The 14,460-nt window shown below is 64.8% G+C and carries 11 protein-coding genes; 7 read left to right on the forward strand and 4 right to left on the reverse strand.

Features of this window, described 5'->3' with window-relative positions; genetic code table 11:
• Window positions 1-133 precede the first annotated feature (133 nt).
• Window positions 134-1,915 (forward strand): SLC13 family permease, encoded by a 1,782-nt coding sequence (locus tag J6595_RS04295; protein ID WP_209593208.1) that lies wholly within the window; start codon window positions 134-136, stop codon window positions 1,913-1,915.
• Between the two features lie 24 nt (window positions 1,916-1,939).
• Here J6595_RS04295 and ppdK read toward each other — a convergent pair whose 3' ends face one another.
• The 3 genes from ppdK to J6595_RS04310 form a co-directional block, all read right to left on the reverse strand.
• A complete protein-coding gene (gene ppdK / locus J6595_RS04300) occupies window positions 1,940-4,600 on the reverse strand; it encodes a pyruvate, phosphate dikinase (protein WP_209593209.1) in 2,661 nt (886 codons plus the stop codon).
• A 223-nt stretch (window positions 4,601-4,823) separates the two neighbouring features.
• Entirely contained in the window at window positions 4,824-5,594 is a 771-nt protein-coding gene (locus tag J6595_RS04305; RefSeq protein WP_209593210.1) for a DsbA family protein, read from the reverse strand.
• 136 nt (window positions 5,595-5,730) lie between these two features.
• On the reverse strand, window positions 5,731-6,267 hold the full coding sequence (locus tag J6595_RS04310; protein WP_209593211.1) for a DUF721 domain-containing protein: 537 nt from the start codon (window positions 6,265-6,267) through the stop codon (window positions 5,731-5,733).
• Window positions 6,268-6,489: 222 nt separating this feature from the next.
• On the opposite strand from J6595_RS04310, the gene mutY reads away from it, so the two are divergent.
• Both mutY and J6595_RS04320 read left to right on the forward strand, forming a co-directional pair.
• Window positions 6,490-7,608 carry an A/G-specific adenine glycosylase gene (gene mutY / locus J6595_RS04315; RefSeq protein WP_209593212.1) on the forward strand — a complete coding sequence of 373 codons (1,119 nt, stop codon included), beginning with the start codon at window positions 6,490-6,492 and terminating at the stop codon, window positions 7,606-7,608.
• Window positions 7,605-8,231 (forward strand): HAD family hydrolase, encoded by a 627-nt coding sequence (locus tag J6595_RS04320; RefSeq protein WP_342453085.1) that lies wholly within the window; start codon window positions 7,605-7,607, stop codon window positions 8,229-8,231. Before mutY ends, J6595_RS04320 begins: the two co-directional genes overlap by 4 nt.
• A gap of 33 nt (window positions 8,232-8,264) precedes the next feature.
• On the opposite strand, the gene J6595_RS04325 is transcribed toward J6595_RS04320, so the two are convergent.
• A complete protein-coding gene (locus tag J6595_RS04325) occupies window positions 8,265-9,785 on the reverse strand; it encodes a sensor histidine kinase (RefSeq protein WP_209593213.1) in 1,521 nt (506 codons plus the stop codon).
• 261 nt (window positions 9,786-10,046) lie between these two features.
• Here J6595_RS04325 and J6595_RS04330 point away from each other — a divergent pair, with 261 nt between their 5' ends.
• From J6595_RS04330 to J6595_RS04345, 4 genes are all read left to right on the forward strand, one after another.
• Window positions 10,047-11,522: an RAD55 family ATPase gene (locus tag J6595_RS04330; RefSeq protein WP_209593214.1), complete on the forward strand. Its 1,476-nt coding sequence runs from the start codon at window positions 10,047-10,049 to the stop codon at window positions 11,520-11,522.
• Window positions 11,522-11,911, forward strand: a complete 390-nt coding sequence (locus J6595_RS04335; RefSeq protein WP_209593215.1) for a response regulator transcription factor — start codon at window positions 11,522-11,524, stop codon at window positions 11,909-11,911. The genes J6595_RS04330 and J6595_RS04335 overlap by 1 nt, the downstream gene beginning before the upstream one ends.
• A 171-nt stretch (window positions 11,912-12,082) precedes the next feature.
• Window positions 12,083-13,987: a propionyl-CoA synthetase gene (locus J6595_RS04340; RefSeq protein WP_209593216.1), complete on the forward strand. Its 1,905-nt coding sequence runs from the start codon at window positions 12,083-12,085 to the stop codon at window positions 13,985-13,987.
• Between the two features lie 93 nt (window positions 13,988-14,080).
• Complete coding sequence (locus J6595_RS04345) at window positions 14,081-14,434, forward strand: hypothetical protein (RefSeq protein ID WP_209593217.1); 354 nt, start codon at window positions 14,081-14,083, stop codon at window positions 14,432-14,434.
• Window positions 14,435-14,460: the final 26 nt, after the last annotated feature.

Genomic DNA, 14,460 nt, shown 5'->3' on the forward strand with positions numbered 1-14,460 from the left:
TTTGAGATGAGATCTGGCGCTGCCAACCCGGCGCCGCGAGGACGTCGCGCCAATACGATATATCGCCAGTCGTCATCTTGCCGAATTTAGACCCGACACCAGCTTCGTGCCGTCTCATCTCGCACGGTGGTCCATGGCCGAATTTCTGTCGAACCACTCTGCCCTCGTCGGGCTCGTCATCATCGCAGTCGTCTTCGTCGCCTTCGTCATCGAGCGCTATCCGCCCGAGGTGGTGGCCTGTGGCGGCGCGGTCGCATTTCTTCTGTGCGGCTATCTGCCCGCCGAGGAGATGACGGCGGTATTCTCCAACCCCGCGCCGATCACCATTGCCGCGATGTTCGTCCTGTCGGGAACGCTCATTCGCACCGGCGTCCTCGACGCGGCCGCCACTTGGCTCGTGACCCGCGCCGCCCGAAATCCCGTGGCAGCGCTCGTCGCGGCGGGCGCGGGTGTGGTTTTCGCCTCTGCCTTTCTCAACAACACGCCGCTCGTCGTCGTTCTGCTGCCGATCGCGGTCGAAATCGCCCGGAAGCTGAACGTTGCCGAGACCAAGCTCCTGATGCCCTTGTCGTTTCTGACGATCCTCGGCGGCACCTGCTCGATGATCGGCACGTCGACCAATCTTCTCGTCGACGGGGTGGCGCGCAATCAGGGCCTGCCCGCCTTCTCGATCTTCGAGATCACGCCGATTGGCGTCGTCACGGCCGTTGTCGGCCTTCTCTACCTCTCGCTCATTGGCTGGAGGCTGTTGCCGTCGCGAAGCGATTTGGGCGCCAAACTCTCCGAGAACGACCAGGACAGCTACTTCACCGAGGTCGTCGTGCTCGACGGCGCCAGCGCCATCGGCAAGCCGCTTGGCGAAGTCGGCGCGCTCTCCTCGCGCGGCATCCGTCCCGTGGCGCTACGCCGCGGCACGGAGACGCTCCGGCGCGACATAGCCGGCGTCGTCCTGCGCAAGGCCGACCGCATTGTCATGTTCGCGAGCCCTGAGGAAATCCTGACCTTGCGCGCCAGCGACGGCTTCCGCGTGGCCCGGTCGCTGCCCGCTCGCCAGGGCGAGGAGCGCGTCGTCGTCGAGGCGACGGTCGCGCCGCACCGGCGCGGCGTTGGACGCGGGGTGTGGGAGCTCTCCGGCCTGTCAGGCTCCGGCACCGCCGTCCTCGGCGTCAGACGTCACCGTCACGTTCCCGGGCCAAGCCTTGGTGAAACGCGGCTGCGCCCGGCCGATCGCCTGCTTTTGGAAGGATCTGCCGATTCGATCGCCGCGATATCGGAGGCGAACGATCTCGTCGGCGTCAATGTCAGCCGGGCAAGACGCTTCCGCCGGGAGAAAGCGCCGCTCGCCATCGCGGCGCTCGCCGCCGTCATTCTGGTCTCGGCCTTCGGCATCACCAAGATCCAGACCGCCGCCTTCGTCGCGATCGCGGCAATCCTGCTTTTGCGGGTGATCGATGCCGACGAGGCCTGGCGCTCGATCCGCGGCGACCTCCTGATCCTGATCTTCGCCATGCTGGCGATCGGCACGGGGATGGAGCAGGCCGGCACGGCCCAGATGATCGTCGACGCCGTCACGCCATGGATCGAGAATGCGCCCCATCTCGTCGTGCTGCTCGTCGTCTACGCGCTTTCCTCGATCCTGACGGAGATCGTCACCAACAATGCCGTCGCCGTCATCGTGACGCCGATTGCCATCGCCCTCGGCGCCAAGCTCGGCATCGATCCGAGGAGCCTCGTCGTCGCGGTCATGTTCGGCGCCTCGGCCTCCTTCGCCACGCCGATCGGCTACCAGACCAACACGCTGGTCTATGCGGCGGGCAACTACCGCTTCTTCGACTTCGTGAAGGTCGGCCTGCCGATGAACATCATCGTCGGCATCGCGACGACCATCGCGATCTACTTCTACTATCCAGCGTGACGAGAGGCTCCACCGCCCGAACGTTCAGCGCCGGCCGCGCGTGCGGCCGGCCCGGCTGAGGCGGATCGCCGACTGGGCTGCTGCAAGCCGTGCGATCGGCACGCGGAAGGGCGAACAGGAGACGTAGTCGAGGCCGGTCTCCTCGAAGAAGGCGATCGAGGCGGGATCGCCTCCCTGCTCGCCGCAAACGCCGAGCGAGATGTCCGGGCGCGTGCGCCGGGCCTTTTCGGTGGCCAGCGCGATCAGCTCGCCGACACCCTCGACATCGACGGTCTGGAAGGGATCGCGCTCCAGAATTCCCTCGCGCACATAGGTCGACAGGAACGTCCCCGCATCGTCGCGCGAAATGCCGTAGACGGTCTGGGTGAGATCGTTGGTGCCGAAGGAGAAGAACTCCGCCACCTCGGCGATCGAATCGGCGCGCACGACGGCGCGCGGCAGCTCGATCATCGTGCCGACCAGATAGTCGATGCGCCGGTCACGCTCTTCCATGACGCGGGCTGCGACCGCGTCGATGCGGGCCTTGAGGAAGTCGAGTTCGCGGCGAAGACTGACGAGCGGCACCATGATCTCGGGCACGACCGCCGCCCCCGCCCGCTCGCCGGCCTCGATCGCCGCCTCGAAGATCGCGCGGGCCTGCATCTCGGCGATCTCCGGATAGGAGATGGCAAGACGGCAGCCACGATGGCCGAGCATCGGGTTGAACTCCTCGAGCGCCTGGATGCGATGGCGCACCACCGCCTCGTCGACGTCCAGTGTCAGGGCGGTCTCGGCGATCTCGCTTTCGCTCTTGGGCAGGAATTCGTGCAAGGGCGGATCGAGGAGCCGGATCGTGACCGGCAGGCCGGCCATGATCTCGAAGAGCTCGATGAAGTCCGATCGCTGGATCGGCAGCAGCTTGTCCAGCGCCCGGCGCCGGCCGAATTCGTCCGAGGCGAGGATCATCTCGCGCATCGTCTGGATCCGGTCGCCTTCGAAGAACATGTGCTCGGTGCGGCAAAGACCGATGCCTTCGGCCCCGAAGTTGCGCGCCGCGCGCGCCTCGTCCGGCGTGTCGGCATTGGTGCGCACGCGCATGCGACGGGCAGCGTCGGCAAACTCCATCAGCGTCGCGAAGTCGCCCGCAAGGCTCGGCCGGATCAGCCGCGCCTCGCCGAGGATCACCTCCCCGGACGAGCCGTCGATGGTGATCATGTCCCCCTCTTTGAGGACCTTTCCGCCAGCATGCAGCGTCCCGCGCTCGGCGTTGATGCGCAGGGAACCGGCGCCGGTGACACAGGGCCGGCCGATACCGCGCGCAACGACCGCCGCGTGGCTCGTGGTGCCGCCGCGAATGGTCAGGACACCATCGGCGACATGCATGCCGTGGATGTCCTCGGGATGGGTCTCGTTGCGAACCAGGATCACCGGCCGCTCTTCGGCGGCAAAGGCCTGGGTCCGCTCGGAGGTGAAGGCAATCACGCCGCTGGCGGCGCCGGGCGAGGCCCCCATGCCTTTCGCAAGCACCGTCAATTCCGCCGTGCGATCGATGGTGGGATGCAGCAGGAGTTCGAGCGAGGCCGGATCGATCCTCAAGATCGCGTCCTGCGGCTCGATGATGCCGTCGCTGACGAGTTCCACCGCGACCCGCACGGCTTCGGGAGCGTTTCTCCGGGCCGGGCGGTACTGCATCAGGAACAGGGCACCGTCCCCGACCATGAACTCGACCTCGACGGCATCGCCGACATGCGCCTCGATGCGGCGGACGTGGCCGGCGAGATCGGCAAAGATGCTCGGAAAGGGAGCATCGCCATTCTCGGCGAGGCTGGAAAGATCGATCGTCTCGGGTGCCTCGTGAAAGGCCTCGATCCGCCCGCCAAGCGCGAACTCGCCGGTCATCAGCGCCTCGCCGGTGGCAAGATCACGGGAGATCGCCCGCCCACGCCCCGATTTCTGGTTGCGCTCGTTGAAGATCATGCCGTGCACGGTCACCGCGAGGCCGGCATTTTCGGGGATCGCATGGATGAGGCGAGACGACGAGGCCATCGGGCTTCGCCAGCTGGCAAAGCTTGCCTGGATCACCTCGACGAGTTGCTGCAGCGGGGTCTGCGGGACGACGGCGCCAAGCTCGCGCTCGAGAAAATCGTGGTAACGGCCGATCAGCATGCGCCATTCGCTGACGTTGCGAGGCTCGGTGCTCCAGCCCGCCCTCTCCCGTTCGCGGTCGCTCAGATCCTCGAACTCGGAAAGATCCGCGTCGAAGACCAGAGACGCATAGCTCTCGATGAAACGCCGATAGCTGCGATAGGCAAAGTCGCAGTCGTTGAGTTCCTCGGCGACGACGTCGACCGTCCTGTCGGTCAGCCCGACATCGAGGACGCTCTCGGCAAGACCCGGCATCGACGTGCCCGCGCTGGTGCGCACCGCAAGGAGCAACGGCCGCTTGTCGCCGCCGAAGCGGCGGTCGGTGACGCCTTCCAGCCATTCGACGGAAGACCGCAGGTCGGCCTTGAGAGTTTGCGGAAGATCGCCGCCCGCGCCCTTCATCTCGCGCCATGCATGCGTGGCGATCGTAAAGCCCGGCGGGACCGGCGCGTCCAGGGAGGCGAGAAGCGCCAGATTCGCACCCTTCACCCCCAGCGCCGCGATGGCGTCGGCGGTTTTTTCGGCATTGCCCTGCCTGAAGGTGAAGATCCGTTTTGGCATGTCCTGCCGTACCATGCATCCAGCATCGCCTCAGCCGATATGCGACTGCACCGACCGGTCTAGAGCAAAATCGGCCGCACGCCAATTGCTGCATTGCAAAAACGCCGGGTCGCGCGCCGCCGCAGCAAATCTTCCAAAGCTGCGCGCGCAACGAAAAAAGGCCGGAACGAACCGCTCCGGCCTCGACGCAGGCGTTGCTGGCGGGCCTTCGCCCGGGGCAGCCTCACATATGCTTCTTGATCACCGCCGCCATCTGCTCGGGCGAGAGCGCGCCGGCATATTTGTCGCCGTTGACGAAGAAGGTCGGTGTCGCATTGACGCCGAACTCGTTTTCGCCACGCTGCTGGATCTCGACGATCTTCTTCTGCAGCTCCTTGTCGCTCAGACAGGCCTTGAACTGCTCCTCCGTCATGCCGGCGAGCCGCGAGATCTTGAGGAGTTCGGCAGACGCCTGATTGGAGTAGGCCCATTGCGGCTGCTGATCGAACAGGACGTCGACCATTGCCGTGCGCTTGGCGTCGTCGCCGGCGCAGCGCGCCAGCATGAAGGCCGCCAGAGCGCGCGGATCGAACGGAAATTCCCGAAGAATCAGCTTGGCCTTGCCGGTATCGATGAACTCTTTCTTGATGGTCGGGTAGGTCTCCGAATGAAAGTCCCGGCAGTGGGAGCATGTCATCGAGGCATATTCGACGATGGTGACGGGCGCGTTCTTGTCGCCGATCACGACATCGGGCAGCGCCTCGCCGGACATCAGCTTTTCGACATCGACCTTGCCGCTCGCCTCGGGGACCTTCACGTCGCTGTCGGCGGCCGCGGTCTCGGACGTCGCCTGGGCGAGGAGAACCGGGCCATCCGCCGCGCCGACTTCGCCCGCAGCCGCGTCAGCGGACCAGGCGCCGAAGGCGATGAGGCCGGCGAGCGCCGCCGAGACGGTGAGGCCCCGCCGCAGCTTGCGGTTGGGGACGGCGTGGTTTGATGCAGATGGTACTCTCATGGGCGAACTCTCTCCCGCTTGCCGCTGCCGGCGATCGTTCGCGGTTTAAGGAAGAACGGCGAACTTTTAAAGGCGGGGGAGGCTCGTTCTCGGGGCAACTGACAGGCTTGTGTTCACCGTTCTCATTAAATTTCGTTCATTTGGACGGCAATCGGCTGAGGGTCGCATTGGCGAAGGCCGCGAGCGCCGCCTTGAGCTTCGGGTCCTCGATGCGTTCGACCATCGCCGAAATTTTCGCGGTCTCGTCTGCGCCGAGCGGACGCGTCGCCGGCCGCAGATCGCGCTTCGGCGTGGCGACGGGCTTCTGGACGAAGCGCACCTTGGAGACCGCGTAAAATCCGAAAAAGGCGTTGACGCTGGACAGGATCTCGCTGGTTTGATGCTGCAGGCGCAGCGCCGCCCTGGGCTCGGCCGCGACGACGAGAGTCGCCGGCTCGAAGGCATCACCGTTCGAGCGGTCTTTCGGCCATTGCAGCTTTTCCGGCCGTGTCATTTCCGCCAGGCGATCGCCGACAATGCCGGCCCACGCAGCGACGAGACCGGTCGTCATCCCCGCCTTTCGCCTCAGGATCGGGTCGATCAGATCGCTCGAAAGCTCGGCGAGCGGGCGCGCGCCGTACCGAAAGCGCGGCGCCGGCTTGCGCCGGTCTGCGTCGGATTGGTCTGCCGCCATTGCCCGGACACCTCCCGCTGATTTTCCCATGGCATAACGCGGACCAGCCTCTTGCCGCAAGCAGCCGGGCCGCCCTTCTCGCCCCGTCCGAGCGGCTTACGACCGCGTCCGATCTGTTGCCAAGCCGGCGGCTCCGTGCGACCACAGCCCCCTCGCCGGAGAAGCGTCGCGACCTCCGGCTCACCCCGATCAGTCTCCACTGCCGACAAGCGCCCTCACCCCATGCCGACAATCAATCCGACGGCGTTTCAGGCTGCCCTCATCACCTGGTACGACCGGCATCACCGGGAGCTGCCCTGGCGCGTGTCGCCGCGCGCCCGCGCCGCCGGGCAGAAGCCGGATCCCTACCGGATCTGGCTGTCGGAGATCATGCTGCAGCAGACAACCGTCGCGGCGGTGAAAGCATATTTCGAAAAATTCACCGCCCGCTGGCCGAGCGTCGGGGATCTGGCCGCGGCGCCCGAGGGCGACGTCCTCGCGCAATGGGCCGGCCTTGGCTACTACGCCCGCGCCCGCAACCTTCATGCCTGCGCGAAGACGGTTTCAGAGACCCATGACGGGGCGTTTCCCGAAACGGCGGCGGCGCTGAAGACCCTGCCGGGGATCGGCGAGTACACCTCGGCCGCCATTGCCGCCATCGCGTTCGACGAGCCCGCCGCCGTCGTTGATGGAAATGTCGAGCGGGTGGTCACGCGCCTTGCCGCGATCGGCACGCCTTTGCCGAAGGCCAAACCGCAGATCCGCTCGCTCGTTGCCGGGCTGACACCGGACCGGCGGCCGGGCGACTTCGCCCAGGCGATGATGGATCTCGGCGCAACCATCTGCACGCCGACCCGGCCGGCATGCGTCCTGTGCCCGGTCCGCGCCTTTTGCACGGCGACAAAGACGGCAGAAGCCGAACGGTTTCCGGTGAAACCGAAAAAGGCCGCAGTGCCCGAAAGACGCGGCGCGGCCTTCGTCGCGCTGCGCCCCGACGGCGCCGTCTTCCTGCGCAAACGGCCGGGAACCGGCATGCTCGGCGGCATGAGCGAACCCCCGACAAGCGACTGGTCGGCGCGCGGCGACGGCGCGCTCGGGCCGGATGCGGCGCCGTTCGAGGCGAATTGGCAGCCCGTCGGCGAGATCGAGCACGGGTTCACCCATTTCCGGCTGACCCTCGAAGTCTGGCGTGCCGAGAACGTTCGCGACGGATCGAGCGATGGCTGGTGGTCGCGCCCCGAGGACGTCGCCTCCGAGGCCCTGCCGACCGTCATGCGCAAGGTTTTGAAGGCGGCGAAGGTCGCTCACCCGCCGCCCCGAGAAGCGGGCGGCGTGGCAAAAGGAAGGAAAACCAGACCGTGACAGCGGACAGACCCCGGCACGTCGTCTTCGATATCGGCAAGGTGCTCATCCACTATGATCCGCATCTCGCCTTCGCCGAGATGATCCCGGACGAGGCCGAGCGGCGCTTCTTCCTGAGCGAGGTATGTTCCCACGAATGGAACCTCGAGCAGGACCGGGGCCGTCCCTGGCCGGAGGCGGAGGCCGAAGCCATTGCGCGGCATCCCGACCGCGAAGACCAGATCCGGGCGTTCCGCCGAAACTGGCACCTCATGGTCCCCCATGCCTATGACAAGAGCGTCGCGGTCATGCTCGGCCTGATCGAGGCCGGCGTCGACGTGACCATGCTGACCAACTTCGCCTCGGACACGTTTCGCGAGGCGCAGGAGCGCTTTCCGTTTCTCAAGGTGCCTCGCGGCGTGACGGTGTCGGGAGACGTCGGCGAGATCAAGCCGGATCGGGCGATCTACGACATCCACGCCGAGAGCTTCGGCATCGATCCGGCCAGGGCGCTGTTCATCGACGACACGGCAAAGAACGTCGAAGGCGCCCGTGCCGCAGGCTGGCAGGGGGTGCATTTCGTCTCGCCGGAGAGGCTCGCAAGGGCGCTGGCCGATCTCGGCCTCGACGTTGCGATCGACTGACAGATGCCGAGATCGGCCCGCCGTCGATCCTCCTCAGCGCTCGATGGCCACGATCGGTATCCGTGCCCTGAGCTGCATGCCGGTCGGCAGCCACTCGACCTCCATCTCTCCCTCGAGCTGCATCGTGATGCAGAGCTCGATCAGCTGCGAGCCGAAGCCTCGGGACGCGGGGCGGCCAGAGAGCCTCGGCCCGCCATCCTCGGACCAATGAAACGTCAGGCTCTCGCCGTCCAGCGACCAGACCACGGCCAAGCGTCCGTCGGGGCGGGAAAGCGCGCCGTACTTGATGGCGTTGGTGGTCAGCTCGTGAAGAAGAAGCGCGACATGCGTCGTGGAATTGACGCCGAGACGTAGCGGCGGCCCGGCGACGGAAAGCTTCTTTTCGAGCTCTGGCTTGCCGTGCGGCTCGACCAGCATCTGCACGAGGTCGGCAAGGAAGATATCCTGATAGTTGGAGACCCCATCGCCCGACAAAGCCGGGCGAATGAGGTCATGGGCGCGGGCGAGCGAGATCAGCCTTCCCTGCAGCGATTTCGCCATCTCCACGGGATCGCTCGCATCGCGCGCCGCCATCGCGATCATGCCGCGCACGATCGCAAAGAGGTTCTTCACCCGGTGGTGCAGCTCGCGCACCAGCAGTTTGCGCGATTCATGCGTCTTCTGGCGCGCGGTCACGTCGCGAAAGAACACCGTGGTCCCTTCGCCCGAAGGCGCTGCACGCGCTTCGATCCACCGGCCCGATTGCGAGCATTCCGCCACCACTTCGGCGGCCTCGCGGGCTTGCTGCGCCGTCTCGACCATCGCGACGAAAGCCTCGCCATCGCCTCGCGGAAATACGTCGAAGAGCGATGCGCCGACCGGGCTCTCCGACAGGTCGAGAATTTCCGAGACGCGTCGATTGGCAAAGACGACCGTCGAGCTGCGATCGATGCTGAGAACCCCGTCGGCGGTGCTTTGAAAGACGAGCGCGAGCCTTGCCCTGTCCGCCTCCGCCTCGCGCTGCAGCGCCAGCCGACGCCCCGCCTCGATCCGCAGCCGGATCTCGCTTTCGACGCCCGTCGCGATCGTGCGCAGCGTTTCGATATCCTCGCTCGACCAAACGCGCGGCTTGGAATCGATTGCGCAAAAGGATCCGAGCACGTGACCGTCGTCCACGACGATGGGCACGCCGAGATAGGCGATCACGCCCAGATCCGGGATCGCCAGATTGTCACGCACGAGCGGGTCTTTCCTCGCATCCTCAACGACCAGAATCTCCCGCGTCGCCACGACATGCTTGCAGAAGGAATGGCTGAGCGGCGTCTCACGCGTCTCGGAGTAAGGCGAGGGAAGCCCCTGCTGCGCCTTGAAGAACTGCCGTTCGACATCGACCAGCGAGAGCAGCGCGACGTGGGTCCCGAGCAGCTTCTTTGCCAGCTTCACACCGCGGTCGAACACTTCCTCGGCGTCGGTGTCGAGGAGGTCGCTCCGGGCCAGGAGGTCGAGCCTGTCGCTCGAACCGATCCGATCGTCCGACCTGTTGCCGGCGGCGCCAAACGGACTGGAATCTAGCATAAGGGCGAACTTTCAGCTGGGTTTGAGACAGGCATCGATCCTCGCGACAGATGTGCGCTCCCCCTTAGTCGTCAAAGAACATAGCCGAACGGGAACACTTGCCCGCGCGTTCTATATGCAACTATGACACCACCTGGTCCTGCCATACCACGGCATCCTTCGTCGGACTTAGGGAGCGATCTCAGCCGGGCAACCGCCGACCAAACGCCATACACCGACGACCTCCACCGATCACAGTCGCAAAGTTCCGGGACCTCCCAGATGCCTCACACGACAATGCAGCGCTTTGAAAGCGGGATCCCCAAACTCGACCAGATACTGGGTGGAGGCTTTGCCGAGGGTGCCTCCTATATCCTGCAAGGCTCTCCTGGAACGGGAAAGACAATTCTCGCCAACCAGATCTGCTTTGCCCAGGCGGCGAAGGGCCGCAGCTGTCTCTACATGACGCTCCTGTCGGAGAGCTTCGTGCAGATGTTCTCGTTTCTCGGCTCTCTCGACTTCTTCGACATGAAGAAGGTTCCCGACTACATCTATTACGCCAGCGCCTATGCGACGCTCCGCAACGATGGCGTCGATGCTCTGTTGCATCTCATCGTGAACGAGGTCCGCAAGCGACGGCCGAGCCTGTTGGTCTTCGACGGCCTGTTTGCGATCGGCGAATATTTCGATACGGCCGGCCGGGAAAACCAGTTTCGCAGGTTCCTGAACGAACTCGGCGCTCTCGCCGCACAGAACCAGATCACCGTCCTCCTGGTCACCAATTCCGACCGCCGTCCTTCCTCGCCCGAATACACCATGGTCGATGGCTGGATCGAGCTCGTGGACGACCTTTCGTCGCACCAGCCGCGTCGCCATCTCATCGTCCACAAACACCGCGGCAGCGCGATCCTGAGGGGCCGGCACGAATACCGCCTCGCCTCGCCCGGCATGCTCGTCTACCCGAGAATCGAGTCCACCCTGGCGGCCAGCGAGACGACGGAAGCGGCCTCGGGACGCCTGACGAGCGGCGTTTCCGGCCTCGACACGATGATGGGCGGCGGCGTGCCGGAATGCTCGACGACCGCCATCATCGGACCGACCGGCAGCGGCAAGACGACCGTCGGCCTGCATTTCCTGGCCGACGCCACAGCTGACGACCCGGCGGTCTTCTTCAGCTTTTTCGAGCAGCCGGCCCGGCTGATCAAGAAGGCCGCAGGCATCGGTCTCGATCTTCGCGCTAAAATCGAGGCCGGGACGGTGAAGTTCGTCTGGATTGCCCCCGGCGACAATATGATCGACGAGATCGGCCAGAAGATTCTCGATGTGGTCGGAACGACGGGTGCGCGACGCGTCGTGATCGACGGCCTTGCCGAAACAGGCAGGCCGCTGGCCGACGAGACGCGGCTTCGCAGCTTTCTGCGCGCACTCAATGCCAAGGTGGTCGGCATGGGCTCGACCATCTTCTATACGATGGAAGTGCCGCAACTCTTTTTCCCCGAGACGCTGGCCTTCGGGCAATTTTCGGGTTTTGTCGACAACACCCTGCTTCTGCACTATGCCCTGTCTGGGCACGCCGTCGAGCGAAGAGCGACTCTCCTGAAAGTGCGAGACAGCGATTTCGACCACAGTGGCAGGATCTTTCAGATCACGGATGCCGGCCTGGTTCTGGACCAGGCCATCGACGCCCCCGCCGGCGGCGTCAAAACCAGCGTACCGCCGCCGCAGCAAGGCGCGGCGAATTCGGGAGGCGTCGAATAATGGCGCGAATCCTAGTCGTGGAAGACGAGGCGATGCTGCTGATGCTGGCCTCGATCGTCCTGGAAGATCATGGCTATGAGGTCCTCGGTGCCGCCAACGGGCGCAAGGGGCTGGAACTTGCGCGACGGGAAAAGGTCGACGTGATCGTGACCGACTTCATGATGCCCGAGATGGACGGCATCGCCATGCTATCGGCTTTGCGCGAGGAAGGACATGCCGCGCCGGCCATCGTCACCACGGCGATCCCGAAGAACCAGCTCCCGCACAAAAGCGAAGAGCTGTTCGAGCTCTACATGCCGAAACCCTACAACGAGGAAATCCTCGCCCGTTCGATCGGCGAGATGCTGGAGCGTGGCCTGCCCGTCGCCGAAAATGGCCGGCACGTGTGATGTCGGCGGGGCCGGATCAGCCGGCTCCTCCACAATGCCGCTCGGTATCGGCAAGGCGGCGATGGCCTCGTCAGGCTTCTCCGAGATCCTGCCGTCAATTCCCTCCCTGATGACCTTGGGCTCGAACCGGCTATAAAGGCTTTCGGGAGAGGTCGGATCGGGGAGGATGCGATGACCAGCCAGTACCACGCCGTCCAAGAGGCCTGGCGAAAGGATCCGTTCGGCTTCTGGCTGGACGCGGCAAGGGGCATCGACTGGACGAAGCCCCCTGAAACGGCCTTCGATGCCGATGGCGGCGTCTATGGCCGCTGGTTTCCGGACGGCGAACTCAACACCTGCCACAACGCCGTCGACCGCCACGTCATCGCCGGGAACGGGGCGCGCAGCGCGATCATCCACGATTCGCCGGTGACGGGCTCGAAGCGCACCATCAGCTATGAAGCGCTGCTCGCGGAGGTGAAGGCCCTCGCCCTGACCCTGACGGAACTCGGCGTCGCCATGGGCGACCGGGTGATCATATATATGCCGATGATCCCGGAGGCGGTCTTCTCCATGCTCGCCTGCGCGAGGATCGGCGCGATCCATTCCGTCGTCTTCGGCGGCTTTGCCGCCAAGGAACTCGCTGCCCGTATCGACGACGCGGCGCCCAAACTCGTCCTGTCGGCGAGCTGCGGCATCGAGCCGACCCGCAAGGTCGAGTACAAGCCGCTCCTCGACAAGGCGATCGAGCTTGCCACCCACAAGCCCGGCGCGGTGATCGTCAAACAGCGTCCCGAGCTCGAGGCGGCTCTGATCGACGGCCGCGACCACGACTGGGAGGCGCTGCGGGCAAAGGCCATGGCGCAGATCGACGCCGGCACCGATGTTCCCTGCGTTCCCGTCAAGGCGACCGACCCGCTCTACGTCCTCTACACCTCCGGCACGACCGGCAAACCCAAGGGCGTCGTGCGTGACAATGGCGGCCACGCCGTCTCGCTCCACTGGTCGCTCAAGAACATCTTCGACACCGACGCGGGCGAGACCTTCTTCTGCGCCTCCGATGTCGGCTGGGTGGTCGGCCATTGCTACATCGTCTATGCGCCGCTCCTGCGCGGGGCCACCTCGATCCTGTTCGAGGGCAAGCCGATCGGCACGCCCGACGCCGGCACCTATTGGCGCGTCGTCGCCGAACACGGCGCCAAGGTGCTCTTCACCGCGCCGACGGCCATTCGCGGGATCCGCAAGGAAGACCCGGAAGGCGAAATGCCGAAGCGCTACGACCTGTCGAAGTTCACCGCCCTGTTCCTCGCCGGCGAGCGCGCAGATCCCGAAACGCTTCTTTGGGCCGAGAACGCCCTCGACCGCCCGGTGATCGACCATTGGTGGCAGACCGAATCCGGCTGGCCCATCGTCGCCAACCCCCTCGGCCTTGGCCTTATGCCGATCAAGCGTGGCAGCCCGACCGTGCCGATGCCCGGCTTCGACGTCCAGGTTCTCGATCCTCATGGCCAACCGGTTGGGGCAAACGACATGGGCGCCATCGCCATCAAGCTGCCGCTGCCGCCCGGCGCCCTGCCGACGCTGTGGAACGCAGACGAGCGGTTCCGAGAAAGCTATCTCTCGCAGTTTCCCGGCTACTACGCGACTTCGGACGCCGGATTTCTCGACGATGACGGCTATCTCTATGTCATGGGCCGCACCGACGACGTCATCAACACCGCCGGGCACCGGCTTTCGACCGGAGAGATGGAAGAAGCCGTGGGCACCCACCCCGCCGTCGCCGAATGCGCCGTCATCGGCATGGCCGACGATCTGAAGGGCGAGATCCCCTGCGGCTTCGTCGTCCTGAAGAAGGGCACGGACAAGGATCGCGCGACGATCGAAAAGGAACTGGTCGCGATCGTCCGCGAGCAGATCGGCCCGGTGGCAGCCTTCCGGCAGGTTCTGGTGGTCGACCGGCTGCCGAAGACCCGCTCCGGCAAGATCCTCAGGCGCACGATCAAGGCGATCGTCGACGATCAGCCCTTCGATACGCCCGCGACGATCGAGGACCCGGCGGCGCTTGACGAGATCCGGACGATCGTCAGAGACCAATAATGGAATTCGTACATTAAAGCACCGTACTAGGAAAAGCTGGCCGAAACAACTTAAACTGGTGTATATATAACCTGCCACCATTAGGAGTATGAAATGGCGCAGGTTCATGACAAAATCCGCCGAGTCAACGCAATCCTAGCGGATCTCCGGACGAACCATCCCAGTGCCTACGAAAAAGTTCTCGAGTCCCACTCGCCCGTTCTGCGCATCACGACAGGGAAAAAAATTCCAAGCCCAAACCAGCTTGCAGACTCAATCGGCTGGGCTATGAACAATGACGCGCGGGCTGCCCCAAAGATCAGCGAGCTCCGTCAACTTCTCTGGGACATGAAGGCAACTGATGTTGACATGACTACCATCATCGTCGAAGTCGCAAACGCTCCAGTCGACAAAGATGGAGCCTTCATTCTCTTCACCGAGAAAATCTTAAGGTATTTTAATCGTTGATCTGATTCTTCTCGATCTCCGCGAGG

Source organism: Jiella mangrovi, from assembly GCF_017815135.1.
GTDB lineage: Bacteria > Pseudomonadota > Alphaproteobacteria > Rhizobiales > Rhizobiaceae > Jiella > Jiella mangrovi.